At 64.3% G+C, this 13,468-nt stretch carries 16 protein-coding genes and 1 tRNA gene; 13 read left to right on the top strand and 4 right to left on the bottom strand.

The genetic code is table 11. From position 1 onward, the window contains the following. Nucleotides 1–307 precede the first annotated feature (307 nt). Nucleotides 308–955, bottom strand: coding sequence for a hypothetical protein (locus tag P6U24_RS04710; RefSeq protein ID WP_407158031.1), 648 nt, complete (start codon nucleotides 953–955; stop codon nucleotides 308–310). A 279-nt stretch (nucleotides 956–1,234) separates the two neighbouring features. On the opposite strand from P6U24_RS04710, the gene P6U24_RS04715 reads away from it, so the two are divergent. Both P6U24_RS04715 and P6U24_RS04720 read left to right on the top strand, forming a co-directional pair. Next, nucleotides 1,235–1,762 carry a GNAT family N-acetyltransferase gene (locus P6U24_RS04715; protein WP_407160779.1) on the top strand — a complete coding sequence of 176 codons (528 nt, stop codon included), beginning with the start codon at nucleotides 1,235–1,237 and terminating at the stop codon, nucleotides 1,760–1,762. 425 nt (nucleotides 1,763–2,187) lie between these two features. Further along, nucleotides 2,188–2,520, top strand: coding sequence for a hypothetical protein (locus P6U24_RS04720; RefSeq protein WP_407158032.1), 333 nt, complete (start codon nucleotides 2,188–2,190; stop codon nucleotides 2,518–2,520). Between the two features lie 156 nt (nucleotides 2,521–2,676). On the opposite strand, the gene P6U24_RS04725 is transcribed toward P6U24_RS04720, so the two are convergent. Together P6U24_RS04725 and P6U24_RS04730 are read right to left on the bottom strand one after the other, a co-directional pair. After that, nucleotides 2,677–2,934 carry a hypothetical protein gene (locus tag P6U24_RS04725; RefSeq protein WP_407158033.1) on the bottom strand — a complete coding sequence of 86 codons (258 nt, stop codon included), beginning with the start codon at nucleotides 2,932–2,934 and terminating at the stop codon, nucleotides 2,677–2,679. 262 nt (nucleotides 2,935–3,196) lie between these two features. Next, nucleotides 3,197–3,415, bottom strand: coding sequence for a hypothetical protein (locus P6U24_RS04730; RefSeq protein ID WP_407158034.1), 219 nt, complete (start codon nucleotides 3,413–3,415; stop codon nucleotides 3,197–3,199). A 377-nt stretch (nucleotides 3,416–3,792) separates the two neighbouring features. On the opposite strand from P6U24_RS04730, the gene P6U24_RS04735 reads away from it, so the two are divergent. Next, a complete protein-coding gene (locus tag P6U24_RS04735; protein ID WP_407158035.1) occupies nucleotides 3,793–4,167 on the top strand; it encodes a hypothetical protein in 375 nt (124 codons plus the stop codon). A gap of 672 nt (nucleotides 4,168–4,839) precedes the next feature. On the opposite strand, the gene P6U24_RS04740 is transcribed toward P6U24_RS04735, so the two are convergent. Then, nucleotides 4,840–4,914 (bottom strand) — tRNA-Thr (locus P6U24_RS04740). A gap of 251 nt (nucleotides 4,915–5,165) precedes the next feature. Here P6U24_RS04740 and P6U24_RS04745 point away from each other — a divergent pair. The 10 genes from P6U24_RS04745 (at nucleotide 5,166) to yacG (ending at nucleotide 13,425) form a co-directional block, all read left to right on the top strand. Further along, nucleotides 5,166–5,489: a hypothetical protein gene (locus tag P6U24_RS04745; RefSeq protein ID WP_407158036.1), complete on the top strand. Its 324-nt coding sequence runs from the start codon at nucleotides 5,166–5,168 to the stop codon at nucleotides 5,487–5,489. 62 nt (nucleotides 5,490–5,551) lie between these two features. Continuing rightward, nucleotides 5,552–7,264 carry an FAD-dependent oxidoreductase gene (locus P6U24_RS04750; RefSeq protein ID WP_407160780.1) on the top strand — a complete coding sequence of 571 codons (1,713 nt, stop codon included), beginning with the start codon at nucleotides 5,552–5,554 and terminating at the stop codon, nucleotides 7,262–7,264. Nucleotides 7,265–7,534: 270 nt separating this feature from the next. Continuing rightward, a complete protein-coding gene (locus P6U24_RS04755) occupies nucleotides 7,535–8,038 on the top strand; it encodes a hypothetical protein (protein ID WP_407158037.1) in 504 nt (167 codons plus the stop codon). Nucleotides 8,039–8,136: 98 nt separating this feature from the next. Beyond that, on the top strand, nucleotides 8,137–9,426 hold the full coding sequence (murA, locus tag P6U24_RS04760; protein WP_407158038.1) for a UDP-N-acetylglucosamine 1-carboxyvinyltransferase: 1,290 nt from the start codon (nucleotides 8,137–8,139) through the stop codon (nucleotides 9,424–9,426). A 20-nt stretch (nucleotides 9,427–9,446) separates the two neighbouring features. Further along, nucleotides 9,447–9,899, top strand: a complete 453-nt coding sequence (locus tag P6U24_RS04765; RefSeq protein WP_407158039.1) for a DUF2948 family protein — start codon at nucleotides 9,447–9,449, stop codon at nucleotides 9,897–9,899. An 87-nt stretch (nucleotides 9,900–9,986) separates the two neighbouring features. After that, nucleotides 9,987–11,282: a histidinol dehydrogenase gene (gene hisD / locus P6U24_RS04770; RefSeq protein WP_407158040.1), complete on the top strand. Its 1,296-nt coding sequence runs from the start codon at nucleotides 9,987–9,989 to the stop codon at nucleotides 11,280–11,282. Beyond that, nucleotides 11,279–11,785, top strand: coding sequence for a UPF0262 family protein (locus P6U24_RS04775; RefSeq protein ID WP_407158041.1), 507 nt, complete (start codon nucleotides 11,279–11,281; stop codon nucleotides 11,783–11,785). The genes hisD and P6U24_RS04775 overlap by 4 nt, the downstream gene beginning before the upstream one ends. A 48-nt stretch (nucleotides 11,786–11,833) precedes the next feature. Then, complete coding sequence (locus P6U24_RS04780) at nucleotides 11,834–12,301, top strand: low molecular weight phosphatase family protein (RefSeq protein WP_407158042.1); 468 nt, start codon at nucleotides 11,834–11,836, stop codon at nucleotides 12,299–12,301. A gap of 191 nt (nucleotides 12,302–12,492) precedes the next feature. Then, nucleotides 12,493–13,122, top strand: coding sequence for a Maf-like protein (locus tag P6U24_RS04785; RefSeq protein WP_407158043.1), 630 nt, complete (start codon nucleotides 12,493–12,495; stop codon nucleotides 13,120–13,122). A 105-nt stretch (nucleotides 13,123–13,227) separates the two neighbouring features. Beyond that, nucleotides 13,228–13,425 (top strand): DNA gyrase inhibitor YacG, encoded by a 198-nt coding sequence (yacG, locus tag P6U24_RS04790; protein WP_407158044.1) that lies wholly within the window; start codon nucleotides 13,228–13,230, stop codon nucleotides 13,423–13,425. Nucleotides 13,426–13,468: the final 43 nt, after the last annotated feature.

Below are 13,468 nucleotides of genomic sequence, written 5' to 3' on the forward strand. Positions count from 1 at the left end.
TGGCACCGTCGCGAACACCTCGAGAGGGTTCCGGTGCTGGAACACCGTAATGATACGGAATCCACGGAATGTGTGGAAAAATCTAGGCTTCCTCTTGCCGGTGCTGCCTTTCATTCCGAATCAATTTTTGCCGGTGGGCTGGGGGTCGCGCAAATGCGGCCCCTTTTGATTCCGGCTGGTGGCCCGGCACTGGCGGTACGGATTTTCTTTCGCTGCTGACAGGACAGTCGAAAGCTGCCGCGCGAATGGCGTTTCGGGCAAAGATTTCAGATGTCAGTGTCGACAGGCGCGCGGCGGATCGCCGCGCTCAGGCCGACTTGTCTACCGTGGATGACGTGGAGGTCGAGGTCGAGCTCGTCTTCACCTTGGTCACCGGGATCAGGTAGGATTTGTTGCCGACGTGGTAGATGACCTTGCCGGTCTTGCCGTCGTCGGTCGAGACCTGCGTGTTCCCGAACATGATGACGTTCTTGTACACGATGCCGGTCCCCTGCCGGGTGACGCCGTCGATCGTGACGCTGACCTTCGCCTCCTTGCCGTCGACCGAGAGCACGCGAAAGCTCGCGCTCTTGCCGTTATCGGCCGAATAGCCGCCCCAGCCGCCGGTGAGCTTGTCGTCCTCGGCGGCGGGCGTCTGCTTTTCAAGAAACGCGGTCGCCTTGCCGCCGCCGGCGGAGAACAGCAGCACGGCGTTCTTGCCGTTCTTGGTCCCGAGCGTGACCGGGCCGAAATCGATCGTGGCGCCATTGACGGTGCCGATGCCGCGCTCGGTGTGTCCATTGTGGGTGTATTCCACCGTGGCCTGCGCGCCGCGGATGTTCACCACCTTGAAGGATACCGCACTATGGTTTGCTGTCCACGTGCCCTTCCATTCACCGAGCAGGCTGCTCTGGTGATACATCCGCTCCATCGCGGGAGAGATCTGGTTGGCGCTGGCGCTTGGGACGGCGGTCATGGCTCGAAGATTGTTGTTCTGGATATTTCTAATCGTTGCAGACCGTGACAGCGAACAACTATGTCGGCGTGGTTAAGGAGCAGTTAAGTTTGGCTGCATCCGCACATCAGGAGCGGCCGCTGCGACGAACCGTCGCGAGATGTGCATCCCACCACGCCAGCGAAGCCCGACTGCTATGATGCGGCAGTGAGCCATTGTAGAAGCGATCGGCTTGCCGTCTTTGATCGGAACTGCCTAATCGTTTTCAATCATGCGGTGTGAACCGGAATGAGAGTCAATCTGACCGTCCGCGATGCAACCGAAGGCGATCTGCCGGCCGTGCTGGCGATCTACAATGAGGTCATCGCCTCCTCCACGGCAGTGTATAGTTTGGAGCCTTCGACGCTGGAGGAGCGGCAAACTTGGTGTCGCTCTCGATCTTCAGCTGGCTTTCCGGTGGTCGTCGCGGTGAACGCCGATTATGACGGTATCGTCGGCTTTGCCTCATTCGGCGAGTGGAGGGGCGCATGGCCGGGGTACCGTTACACGGTCGAGCACACCGTTCACGTCCGTCACGACATGCGCGGGCTAGGAGCAGGGCGCGCGCTGGTCGAGAACTTGTTGCCGCGTGCGCTCGCGGCGGGAAGGCATGTCATGATCAGCGGCATCGACGCGGCGAACGACGCATCGATCCGTTTTCATCAGCGTCTCGGGTTCGAGCCTGTCGCCCATTTCCGGGAAGTCGGTCACAAGTTTGGTCGCTGGCTGGACCTGATCTTCATGCAGCGTTTCCTCGATACGCCGGGCGCTCCGCGGGTGGAGTCGTGAAGACGTACGGCGTGTAGGATGGTTAGAGCAGACAGGGCTTACCGACCTGTTTGCGACGATCGCTCTGATCCTGCATGGATGGGTTACGCAGGAGCTCAACGCACCCTACGCTTGCCCCCCGCCACGGGCCGGCGGTGCTGGAGATTTTACCTCCCGCGCCAATCGCTCTGCCTTTAATCGCTCGCGATTTTCGTGAAATGACTGCTGCGCTCTTTCGTAGTCAGTCGCCACGTTCTTCCTGTCGACGGTTTTGAATAGCTTGTTGGCCTCGCGTAGCACGCGAGCACGGGAATTGTCTCTCATGATTGTTCCTCGGTTGAGTGAAGTTGCTGTCCCAGATGCGTCAGATCGCGCGCTGCATAGCCGCTTTATGATCGGACTGGCTTGCCGCGCTGAGGACCATCGACGCGAACCCTAGTGAACTCTTGCGGACCGTTCAGCAAATCTCGCTTGCGAGCCGCTCGATTGCCTTCGGTGGTCGTCGTATCGCTTATGTCGTCGATCGTGTTGCCCGCTATTTCACGAGCGCGCTGCTTTTGCCTGTCCCCGCTATTCCTGCACCCAGCGCCATCGCCCCTAGCGAGACCGAGTTCGATCAGACGGCATATGGCCTGCGACAGCGCCGGCTTGTCGGCCTGACGGTCCGCCCATTGCAGGATTGCCTCCTGCAACGCCACGGGCGGCCGAAAACCAAGAACCTGGCGGAGATCGGCACGTCTTGCTGGTCGAGTGCTCAATGTGCACCGCAATGGCTATAAGCCGGTAAGTGCTTTGGCGAAGATTGCCTTCGGGGATCCCGTTTGCGGCAGATGCAAGTCAACGTGCGACTGTTCCGCCTGTTCCTAAGAGGAGGGGCTTATCTGGCCAGATAGCAGCTTGGCGGCGTCGCCAACGAGATCATGTCGATTGGCAGTTCAAGCGGTCGACGTCCCCTTCTTGAGCCGGCTGGCTTCGTCCCTGTTCTTCTCGTCGATCCTGGCGCGGATGACATCGTAGGGACTGCCGAGTTCGGCCTCGATCTGGGCCTTTGTGATGCCCTGGTCGTCCGCGGCTCGGATCAAGTTATGAACGAGCTGTTCAACGGCCTGCCGTCCACGTCGTGGACCGAACTCTTCGTCCGCATGGACGCAGTTCTCCAGCCAAAAATCGACGAACTCTCGAACGGTCGCCATGTGCTCGACTTTCAAGTCGATCCCCGCTCGAGCGAGCTTGCCACATTGCATCAAGAGAAGCGAGTTGTTTTCCCGTTCGCACGTGAGCGCTGCAGGGGTGGCTCGTCACATGACGGCGTGAGGACGGCTCCAGCCGACCGCCGCCCAAGAGCACGATGCTCGGCGGACGCGGCGGCGGGCGGATTTGCTGCACACAGGAGCAATCCATGGCCCAGCGCCATCAGCTGTGTTTGCCGAGCTGTGCTTTCACGTGCCGCGCCCTTTAATCGTGCAGCAGCATGTCGCGCACCAGTTCGTCGGTGCCGTCACGCGCGCTGCGGACCGGTTTCGCGGCCGGTATGCCCTGCAGGGCCGCGTCGGTCGTCGCGACTTGGACGGCGGACGAGGGTGGCGTTGGCAACGCCTGTAGGATGAGGCCTGCCAGCAGGAGCGCAGCGAGCCGCAGCGCCACGATGCTCAAGACGACTTCCGATTCCGTCATGGACGATCCGAAGCTCGTGATCTCTAGTGTCGCGATGAAACGGCGCCGGCCGGCGCGGCACAATGCGGAATTCACAAAGGCAGCCTTCGGCGTGGGCTAAGCGAGGCCAAGCGCATCGTCCCATTCGAGGTGCACCAGCGATGTCGCAGAACGTGGCGTCAGGCAGGTCACATGTGCGATCGATGCGTTCGCAACGCTGTTGCCCTTGAGGCTCGTTCGTCGAATTGGAATGAAGCGATGCCTGGCCACGCCGATCTAGTTCTCAGGTGCACGATCGTTGGGGCGAGGCTGGATCGACCGAGTTCGTCGATCCGATGATTTCGGTTCGGCGATTTTCTCTGACATACTGCTCTCCTGAGTGATGTCAGGAGGACCGCATGGCGGATATCGAAGCCAAGAAAAATCTGGCCTATAAGGCGGGCGAACTTCACCGCCTGGGAACCGTGCCGGAGTGGTTTCGGAAGGCTGCAGCGTCAGAAGAGATCGACTGGACGGAGGCCCTGGCCAATGAGGGGGCCGAGCGTGTCGAGCAGTTCGGGGAGGCCGGCGACACCTACACGATTTACCGGACGCCAGACGGGGGCTATCTGGTCGAAATTCACGATGTTCACTATGACGTGGCGTGGGTCTTTATCGACGAAGTGTTTGATTATTTGCGTTTCCGAATCGAGTGGCTCAAGCCGCTGGTCGAACTCAGTGACCGCGCCGACAAGCAGGTACGTGAAGAGATCGAGAGGCGGCGGCCGCTCTAGCGCCCGATAGTCGCCTTTAGGACACTACAAATCCGATTTTTCTCCGAGGTAGGACAGCGCCTCGCGTTGAGCTTTTGCGCGGTGACTGAGCTTGGCCGAGAATGCAGCTTCGAGGGGACCGTGAGCAAGGAAGAAGGCTGACGAGGTCTCGGCCGCACAAAATTCCTCTTTCGTTTTTCCAGAAATCGTGCTATATCCCTCGCATCCCGCCTCGACGAGAGGGGCGTATCGCGATCGTCACGACACGCGAGGCGGGGAGCGGTGGCCGTGCGGGCGCGCAGCATCCTTGTCGGATGCCGACGAACGCGTTCGTGCGGACGGCGAAGTCGCGTGGTCCTGACCTCCCGGTGCTGAGGTCAAGTTCGCGGAAGAGACGCTTTCGCGAATGACGGGGGCAAGAGAGCCGGTCCCCGGGGAGAGCGCGAAGTAAGCCGTAAGCCCATCGCGCAGGGAATGCCGGTTGAGCGGCTGCACCTGTGGTGACTGCCGCCTGCTTTTCTTTCTGCAGGCGGGCCATGGGTGAGGCCTTCACCCGGCATTCCCTGCGCCCTCATTCTCAAGGAGGGTGTGACCAACGAACAAGCCTCGGACGCCAAACGCGTCGCGGGATCGCGAACACGCGCGCGGGAGTTGGCCGGTGTCATGCAGACGGGCAGGGAAAACCTGATCCCATGGTGCTGCCGGACAGGATTGAACTGTCGACCTCTCCCTTACCAAGGGAGTGCTCTACCACTGAGCTACGGCAGCAAACGGGGTCGCAATGGAATCGGGCCGGTGGCCGGCGACCAAGCGCGGCGGTTCTTGCCACAAGGTCCCCGTCCACGCAAGCGCGAGTGACCGGTTTTGGGCAGGAAAGAACCGCTTGTGCCGGTCCAAGTCGAGGAAAAGCCGTGATTATCCGGTCCGAGAGCCCGTTTCGGCCCCCGAGCCGGCGGAACGGCTCCGGTTCCTGCCCATCCCGGCAGGAGACGGCGCGGATCGCCGGGATTATAGGCTTGATGATGGACTTTTCGGGGGACGTCGCTGACCAGCTGTCAGGCGCCAGCGAGAACATGACTTGGGATTTGGGCGCTCTAGCATCAGATGTGCCGGGGCCGCCGAAAACGGGCGAGATCAAGATGGACGACGGGCAGGCCAGAGATCCGGCCAAGAATCCAGCCAGGCATCAGAAGGACGCACGGGCCGAGCGGCTGAAGCGGGCGCTGCGCGAGAATCTCAAGCGGCGCAAGGCGCAGGCACGCCAGCGCAAGCCAGGCGAGGCCACGCCCTCAGACCTTGATGAAACGGCATTCGCGAAAGACGCCGGCGAACGCGAGGCGTGAAAAACGGGCCGGATACGATTCGCATCCGGTACGACTGGAATGAGGAAGCAGGGGATATGGCGATGACAGCGGATGGCGGTTCGAGCGGCGGCATCGAGAATGGAATCTCACCCCGGGCGTTTCCGCGCTTCGAACAGACCTTCCCGAGCCTGACCTCGCAGGAGATCGAGCGGCTGCGCCGCTTCGGGGAAGTGCGCAGCTATCGTGACGGCGAGATGCTGTTTCAGACCGGCAAGCCCAGTCTCGGCATGTTCGTGATCTTGTCCGGCCAGGTCAGCATCAGCCAGCGCGATGGCCTCGGCCACGTCACCCAGATCTCCGAGCGCGGCCCGGGCCAGTTCCTGGCCGAGATCGGCCAGCTCTCGGGACGCGTCGCGCTGGTCGACGGCGTGGCCGAAGGCGACGTCGAGACATTGCTGCTGCCGCCCGACAGGCTGCGTGCGCTGCTGGTCGCCGAGGCCGAGCTCGGCGAGCGCATCATGCGCGCGCTGATCCTGCGCCGGGTCAGTCTGATCCAGAGCGGCGGCGGCGGTCCGGTGCTGATCGGCCCGACCAATTCGACCTCGGTGGCGCGGCTGCAGAATTTCCTGGTGCGCAACGGCTTTCCGCATCATCTGCTGGATCCGGCCACCGATCACGATGCCGCCGAGGTGATCGCGCGCTACTCGCCGTCGCCGACCGATTGGCCCCTGGTGGTGATCGCCGACGGCACCGTGCTGCGCAATCCCAGCGAGACCGAGCTCGCCCACGCCATCGGCATGATCGGCGGGGCGCGTGGCGACAAGGTCTATGACGTTGCGATCGTCGGCTGCGGGCCGGCGGGACTGGCGACCGCCGTGTATGCCGCCTCCGAGGGCCTGTCCGTCGTCGTGATGGACTCCCGTTCGTTCGGCGGCCAAGCCGGCGCCAGCGCGCGCATCGAGAACTATTTCGGCTTTCCTACCGGCATCACCGGCCATGCGCTGACCGCGCGCGCCTTCAACCAGGCGCAGAAGTTCGGCGCCGAAATCATGATCCCGGTCTCGGTCAACTCGCTGGACTGCGAGCGCAAGAATGGCGCCTTCGTGCTGTCGCTTGACGGCGGCGAGGAGGTGCGCTCGCGCGCCGTCGTGGTGGCGAGCGGGGCACGCTACCGCCAGCCGCAGATCGACCGGCTGAAGGATTTCGAGGGACGCGGCGTCTGGTACTGGGCCTCGCCGATCGAGGCGCGGCTGTGCTCGGGCCAGGACGTCGCGCTGGTCGGCGGCGGCAATTCGGCCGGTCAGGCGGCGGTGTTCCTCTCGGGGCACGCGCGCAAGGTGCACATGATGGTGCGCGGCGGCGGCCTTGCCGCCAGCATGTCGCGCTATCTGATCGAGCGCATCGAGGCAACACCGAACATCGAGCTGATGTTCAATTCCGAGGTCGTGGGTCTCGAAGGCAATGCCGATGTCGGGCTGGAGCGCATCATCTGGAAGAGCCGTCTTTCGCCAGAGGAGATGTCGCTCGATATTCGCAACCTCTTTCTGTTCGTCGGCGCCGATCCGGCCACCGGCTGGCTCAATGGCTGCGGCGTCACGCTCGATCGTGCCGGCTTCGTCGTGACCGGCGCGCAGTCCGAGCAGAATGCCGGACGGCTCGTGGCCTCGCTGGAAACCTCGGTGCCCGGCGTGTTCGCGATCGGCGACGTGCGCTCGGGCTCGGTCAAGCGGGTCGGCGGCGCGATCGGCGAGGGCGCCCAGGTGGTCGCGGCGCTGCACGGCTTCCTCGCCGATTCGCTGAAGCCGGTGGCGTAGTTGATGGCAAGACGAAACCGTCGTGCTTTTTTCGAAGCGATCGTGCGACGTTGCAAATGCCGCGCGGTCCGGGCGGCAATGATCAGCTCTTAGTATGATGTTTCACGTGTCGTACTCGGGCAACATCTGTGGCGCGCACGCGGCGCTCCCGCGAAATATCGCGGCGGCAGGGGTGCATTTTCGTGAATGCGCGCCGCATGCCTCGCTCCGGTGGCAATTTTGCCATGGCGCTCGCGCATGGTGGTGCGGTCGTCCAACGGAGCTCTCGCCATGATGCTCGGATTGAGCCTTGAAAATTTCACACTTCTTCATGTGATCATCAGCCTGGTCGCGGTCGCCTCGGGCCTCGTCGTGATGTTCGGCATGCTCGGCTCGCAGCGGATGCCGGCGCTGACCGGCATCTTTCTGGTGACGACGATCCTGACCAGCGTCACCGGGTTGATGTTTCCGTTCACCGAGCTGTTGCCGTCGCATGTGCTCAGCGTCATCTCGCTGGTGCTGCTGGCGATCGCCTGCGTCGCGCTCTATGGCAGGCGGCTTTCGGGCGTCTGGCGGCCGGTCTATGTGGTGAGCGCGCTGGTCTCACTCTACCTCAACGTGTTCGTGCTGGTGATCCAGAGCTTCCTCAAGATCCCCTTGCTGCATGCGCTGGCCCCGGGCGATCCGCCGAATGCGACCGTCTTCGCGATCGTGCAGGGCGTCGTGCTGCTGCTGTTCGCGGTCGCGATCATCAGTGTCTGGCGGCGGTTCCGGCCGCTGCCGCTGTCGGCTTGAGGGAGATCGCAGCTGACATTGCGGCGATCCCATCAAATCGCCGCAATGTCGCGACTCATGCCATGCTTCCTCCTCATCGAACCTCGGCAGGCATCGGCATGGATCGCATTCGGATCATCGGCGGCAACCCGCTCAATGGCACCATCCCGATCTCGGGAGCCAAGAACGCCGCGCTGCCGCTGATGATCGCCGGGCTTCTGACGCCGGAGACGCTGATCCTGGACAACGTGCCGCGCCTTGCGGATGTCGCGCAGCTGCAGCGTATCCTCGGCAATCACGGCGTCGATATCACCGCGGTCGGCAAGCGGGTCGGCGACGGCAAATATCAGGGCCAGACCCTGCAGATCTCCGCCGCTGACATCATCGACACCACGGCGCCTTACGAGCTGGTGTCGCGGATGCGGGCGAGCTTCTGGGTCATCGCGCCGCTGCTCGCGCGCATGCACGCGGCGAAAGTGTCCTTGCCCGGCGGCTGCGCCATCGGCACCCGCCCGGTCGATCTCCTGATCATGGCGCTGGAAAAGCTCGGCGCCGAGATCGCCATCGACGGCGGCTATGTGGTCGCGAAGGCGCACGGAGGCTTGCGCGGCGGCCATATCGATTTTCCGAAGGTCACGGTCGGCGGCACCCATGTCGCGCTGATGGCCGCGACGCTCGCCAAGGGCACGACGCTCATCACCAACGCCGCCTGCGAGCCGGAGGTGAGCGATCTTGCGGAATGCCTGATCAAGATGGGCGCGCGCATCACCGGCGCCGGCACGGCGCGGATTGAGGTCGAGGGTATCGATCGCCTGCACGGCGCGCGGCACACCGTGCTGCCTGACCGGATCGAGGCCGGCACTTATGCGATCGCCACCGCGATGACCGGCGGCGACGTCCAGCTCGAAGGTGCCAGGGCCGAGCTGTTGCAATCGGCACTCGACGTGCTGAAGGAAGCGGGCGCCGAGATCAGCGTGAATGCCGACGGCATCCGCGTGCGCCGCAACGGCAACGGCATCCGCCCTGTGCAGGTCGCGACCGCTCCGTTCCCGGGCTTCCCGACCGACTTGCAGGCGCAGCTGATGGCGCTGATGGTGCGCGCGCAAGGGTCCTCGGCGATCACCGAGACCATCTTCGAAAACCGCTTCATGCACGTGCAGGAGCTCGCGCGCTTCGGCGCCCGCATCTCGCTCGACGGCGAGACGGCCCGGATCGAGGGCATCTCGACCTTACGCGGGGCGCCCGTGATGGCGACCGACCTGCGCGCGTCGGTGTCGCTGGTCATCGCAGGGCTTGCCGCCGAGGGCGAAACCATGGTGAATCGCGTCTACCACCTCGATCGCGGCTTCGAGCGGCTCGAGGAGAAGCTGAAGGCGTGCGGTGCCGCGATCGAGCGCATCAGCGACTAAGGACGTGGGACAATCATGCCGTGACCGACCGGCTCAAACTGATCGCGCTCGATGCCGACGATCTGGCCGTGGTCTCCACCCATGTGCAGGACGCCAGGGTGCAGCCGGCCGACATCATCTGGCGTCAGGCCGAGAAGCGGCTGGTGATCGGCATGAACCGGCTGGACTGGGCGCAGACGCTGCATGGCCATGCCGAGCCGCGCCGGCTGGTCTCCGTGCTCCGGTTCGACCGGGTGCTGGCCTGCAAGTCGCGCAAGATCGATGTGGCGGCGCCGAACACCGTGCTGGAGCTGATCGGCATCGAGTTTCACGACACCGAGCCGCCCGGCGGCAGTGCGCTTCTGCTGTTCTCGCATGGCGGGGCACTGCGCCTCGACGTCGAGTGCCTGGAATGCGAACTGACCGACCTCGGTCCCGACGATCTGGGGACGGGAGATCCGGGAGAGGGAGATAGGACCGGCGGGGGCGGGTAGGGCTGTTCCGCCGGGGTTGACGACCCCTCGCCGCCGCGCCATTGAGCAGGCGAGGGCGCCTCGAATCCCGCCCCTGGAAAGCATGCAATGCCTATTCGTCTGAGCCGCGACAGCGCCGATTTCGATGCCCAGTTCCGGCAGTTTCTCGCCGCCAAGCGCGAGGCCTCGGCCGACGTCGAAGCCGCCGCGCGCTTGATCGTCGACGATGTCGCCAAGCGTGGCGATGCGGCCTTGATCGAGGCGACGAAGAAGTTCGATCGCCTGGAGCTCGATGCGTCGTCGCTGCGGGTGACGGCGTCCGAGATCGAGCGGGCGGTGCTGGCCTGCGATCCGGCCACGGTGGACGCGCTCAAATTTGCCCGTGACCGCATCGAGGCGTTTCATCTGCGACAGGTGCCGCAAGACCAGCGCTTCAGCGACGCCGAAGGTGTCGAGCTCGGCTGGCGCTGGAGCGCGGTCGAATCCGTCGGCCTCTATGTTCCCGGCGGCACCGCGGCCTATCCGTCCTCCGTGCTGATGAACGCGGTGCCGGCCAAGGTTGCCGGTGTCGAGCGTCTTGTCATGGTGGTCCCGGCGCCCGAGGGCAGGCTCAATCCGCTGGTGCTGGCAGCCGCGCATCTCGGCGGCGTCTCCGAGATCTACCGCGTCGGCGGGGCTCAGGCGATTGCCGCGCTCGCCTATGGCACGGCGACGATCAATCCGGTCGTCAAGATCGTCGGCCCCGGCAATGCCTATGTCGCCGCCGCGAAGCGATTGGTGTTCGGCAAGGTCGGCATCGACATGATCGCTGGCCCCTCCGAGGTGCTGGTCATCGCCGACGACAGCGCGAATGCCGAGTGGATCGCAGCCGATCTGCTCGCCCAGGCCGAGCACGATGCCAGCGCGCAGTCCATCCTGATCACCGACAGTCGCCGTCTCGCTGATGAGGTTGCCCGCGCGGTCGAAGGCCGGCTGAAAACGCTGCCGCGTGTTGCCATCGCGTCCGCCTCCTGGGCCGATTTCGGCGCCATTATCGAGATCAGTCATCTCGACCAGGCGGTGCCACTGGCGGACGCCATCGCCGCTGAGCACCTGGAAGTGATGACCCGCGATCCGGATGCGCTTGCCGCCAAGATCCGCAATGCCGGCGCGATCTTCTTAGGTCACCACACGCCGGAGGCAATCGGCGATTATGTCGGCGGCTCCAACCACGTGCTGCCGACCGCGCGCTCGGCGCGATTCTCTTCGGGGCTCGGCGTGCTCGACTTCATGAAGCGCACGTCGATCCTCAAATGCGGCCCCGACCAGCTGCGCGCGCTCGGACCAGCGGCGATGACCCTGGGCAAGGCCGAGGGCCTCGACGCCCATTCCCGTTCCATTGGACTGCGCCTCAATCTGTCATGACCGCGCCCCCGCCCAGCGATGATCAGGCCAAGCGGATCGTCGCGGTGACGCTCGACGACGAGTCGATCGGCCGGTCGGGACCGGATATCGAGCATGAGCGTGCGATTGCGATCTACGATCTGATCGAGCAAAACCTCTTCGCGCCCGAAGGCGTCGACGTCGCTGGACCGTTCGCCCTGCATCTCGGCATCACATCCAACCGGCTGATGTTCGACATCCGCAAGGAGGACGGATCGCCTGTCGTGACGCATCTGCTTTCGCTGACGCCGTTCCGGCGGATCGTGAAGGACTACTTCATGATCTGCGACAGCTATTACCAGGCGATCCGCACCGCCACGCCCGACAAGATCGAGGCGATCGACATGGGTCGTCGCGGCATTCACGACGAGGGCTCGCGCACGCTGCAGGAGCGGCTCAAGGGCAAGGTGAGAATCGATTTCGAGACCGCGCGGCGGCTGTTCACCCTGATCACCGTGCTGCATTGGAAAGGGGAAGGCGGATGATGGCAGCCGGCGGACATCTCGCTTCCGTCAGCGCGGGCGGTTGAGCGGATGGCCGAGGCTCCGCGGACGCGCCAACCGCAGGCGGTGCTGTTCGCCTGCGGCCAGAACAGCGTGCGCTCGCCAATGGCCGCGAGCCTGTTGCACCACATGTTCCCGCGAGAGCTCTATGTCCGCTCCGCAGGCGTGAAGAAGGGCGAGCTCGATCCGTTCGCGGTCGCTGTCATGGCCGAGCTCGGCCAGGATATCTCCACCCACAAGCCGACCACCTTCGAGGAGCTGGAGGACTGGGAGGGGCTGAACTTCGATCTCATCATCACGCTGTCGCCGGAGGCGCATCACAAGGCGTTGGAGCTGACCCGCACCTTGGCCGCCGACATCGAATATTGGCCGACGCCAGACCCGACCGATACCGCGGGGAATCGCGAGCAGAAGCTCGCAGCCTATCGCGAGGTCTCCGACGGGCTCTACGCCCGGATCCGCAAACGCTTCGTCAAGGGCGGCCCCGCTGGATTATAGAGGGCGCGTGAGTTCCACACAGGTGTCATCGAACCGAAACAAGGATCGTCGCCAGCGGCTCACGTTGCGCCCTTAGAGCAGGCGGCATCCGGCCTCTCCTTGAACGGCGCCCGCGGGTTGTGGAATGGCAGCCCATCCGATAGGTTCCGCGCGCGCTCCAGCCATTTTCCGAATCCTCCCGTCAAATCAGCATGCTCGGCCGTCCCAAAATCGTTCTTGCTTCCGGCTCGCCGCGGCGTCTGGCGCTGCTCAACCAGGCCGGCATCGAGCCCGACGCGCTGCGTCCGGCCGATGTCGACGAGACGCCGAAGCGCGGGGAGCTGCCGCGCGCCTGCGCCAACCGTCTCGCCCGCGCCAAGGCCGATGCGGCGTTGAAGTCGGTCCAGCTCGACGACGAGCTGCGCGGCTCCTTCATCATCTCGGCCGACACAGTGGTCGCGGTCGGCCGCCGCATCCTGCCCAAAGCCAATCTGGTCGACGAGGCCTCGCAATGCCTGCGGCTGCTGTCGGGCCGCAACCATCGCGTCTACACCGCAATCACCTTGGTGACGCCGCGGGAGGCGTTCCGCCAGCGTCTGGTCGAGACCCGCGTGCGCTTCAAGCGGCTGAGCGAGGAGGACATCCAGGCCTATATCGGCTCCGGCGAATGGCGCGGAAAGGCCGGCGGCTACGCGGTGCAGGGCATCGCCGGCTCCTTCGTGGTGAAGATGGTTGGCTCCTACAGCAACGTGGTCGGCCTGCCGCTCTACGAGACCGTCAGCCTGCTCGCCGGCGAAGGTTTTCCGATCCGCTTCGGCTGGCTCAACACGGTCGGGGTCTGAGCGCGGTTCGAAAGGCTGACGCTCGTTGTCTGCCAGGCCACATGGCTGGCGAGATTGCCGGATCCCGGGTGCATTCGCCGGTCGCGGTGCTTAAATAACGGTGCGATGCCAGACCGAACGCCCAACCCTGCCCGAGACGCTGCCGCCAAGCCGGTCCGCCGTTGCCCGATCTGCAACCGCCCGGCGGCGAACGAGGTGCGTCCATTCTGCTCGCCGCGCTGCCGCGACGTCGATCTCAACCGCTGGCTTTCCGGCTCCTATGTCATCCCGGCCACCGAGGGGGATGAGGACGATGTCGAATAACGCAGATGTTTCAAGATCTTGCCGTCGCGCCAAACGCGGTGCA

Source organism: Bradyrhizobium sp. STM 3557 (assembly GCF_045571465.1).
Taxonomy (GTDB): Bacteria; Pseudomonadota; Alphaproteobacteria; order Rhizobiales; family Xanthobacteraceae; genus Bradyrhizobium.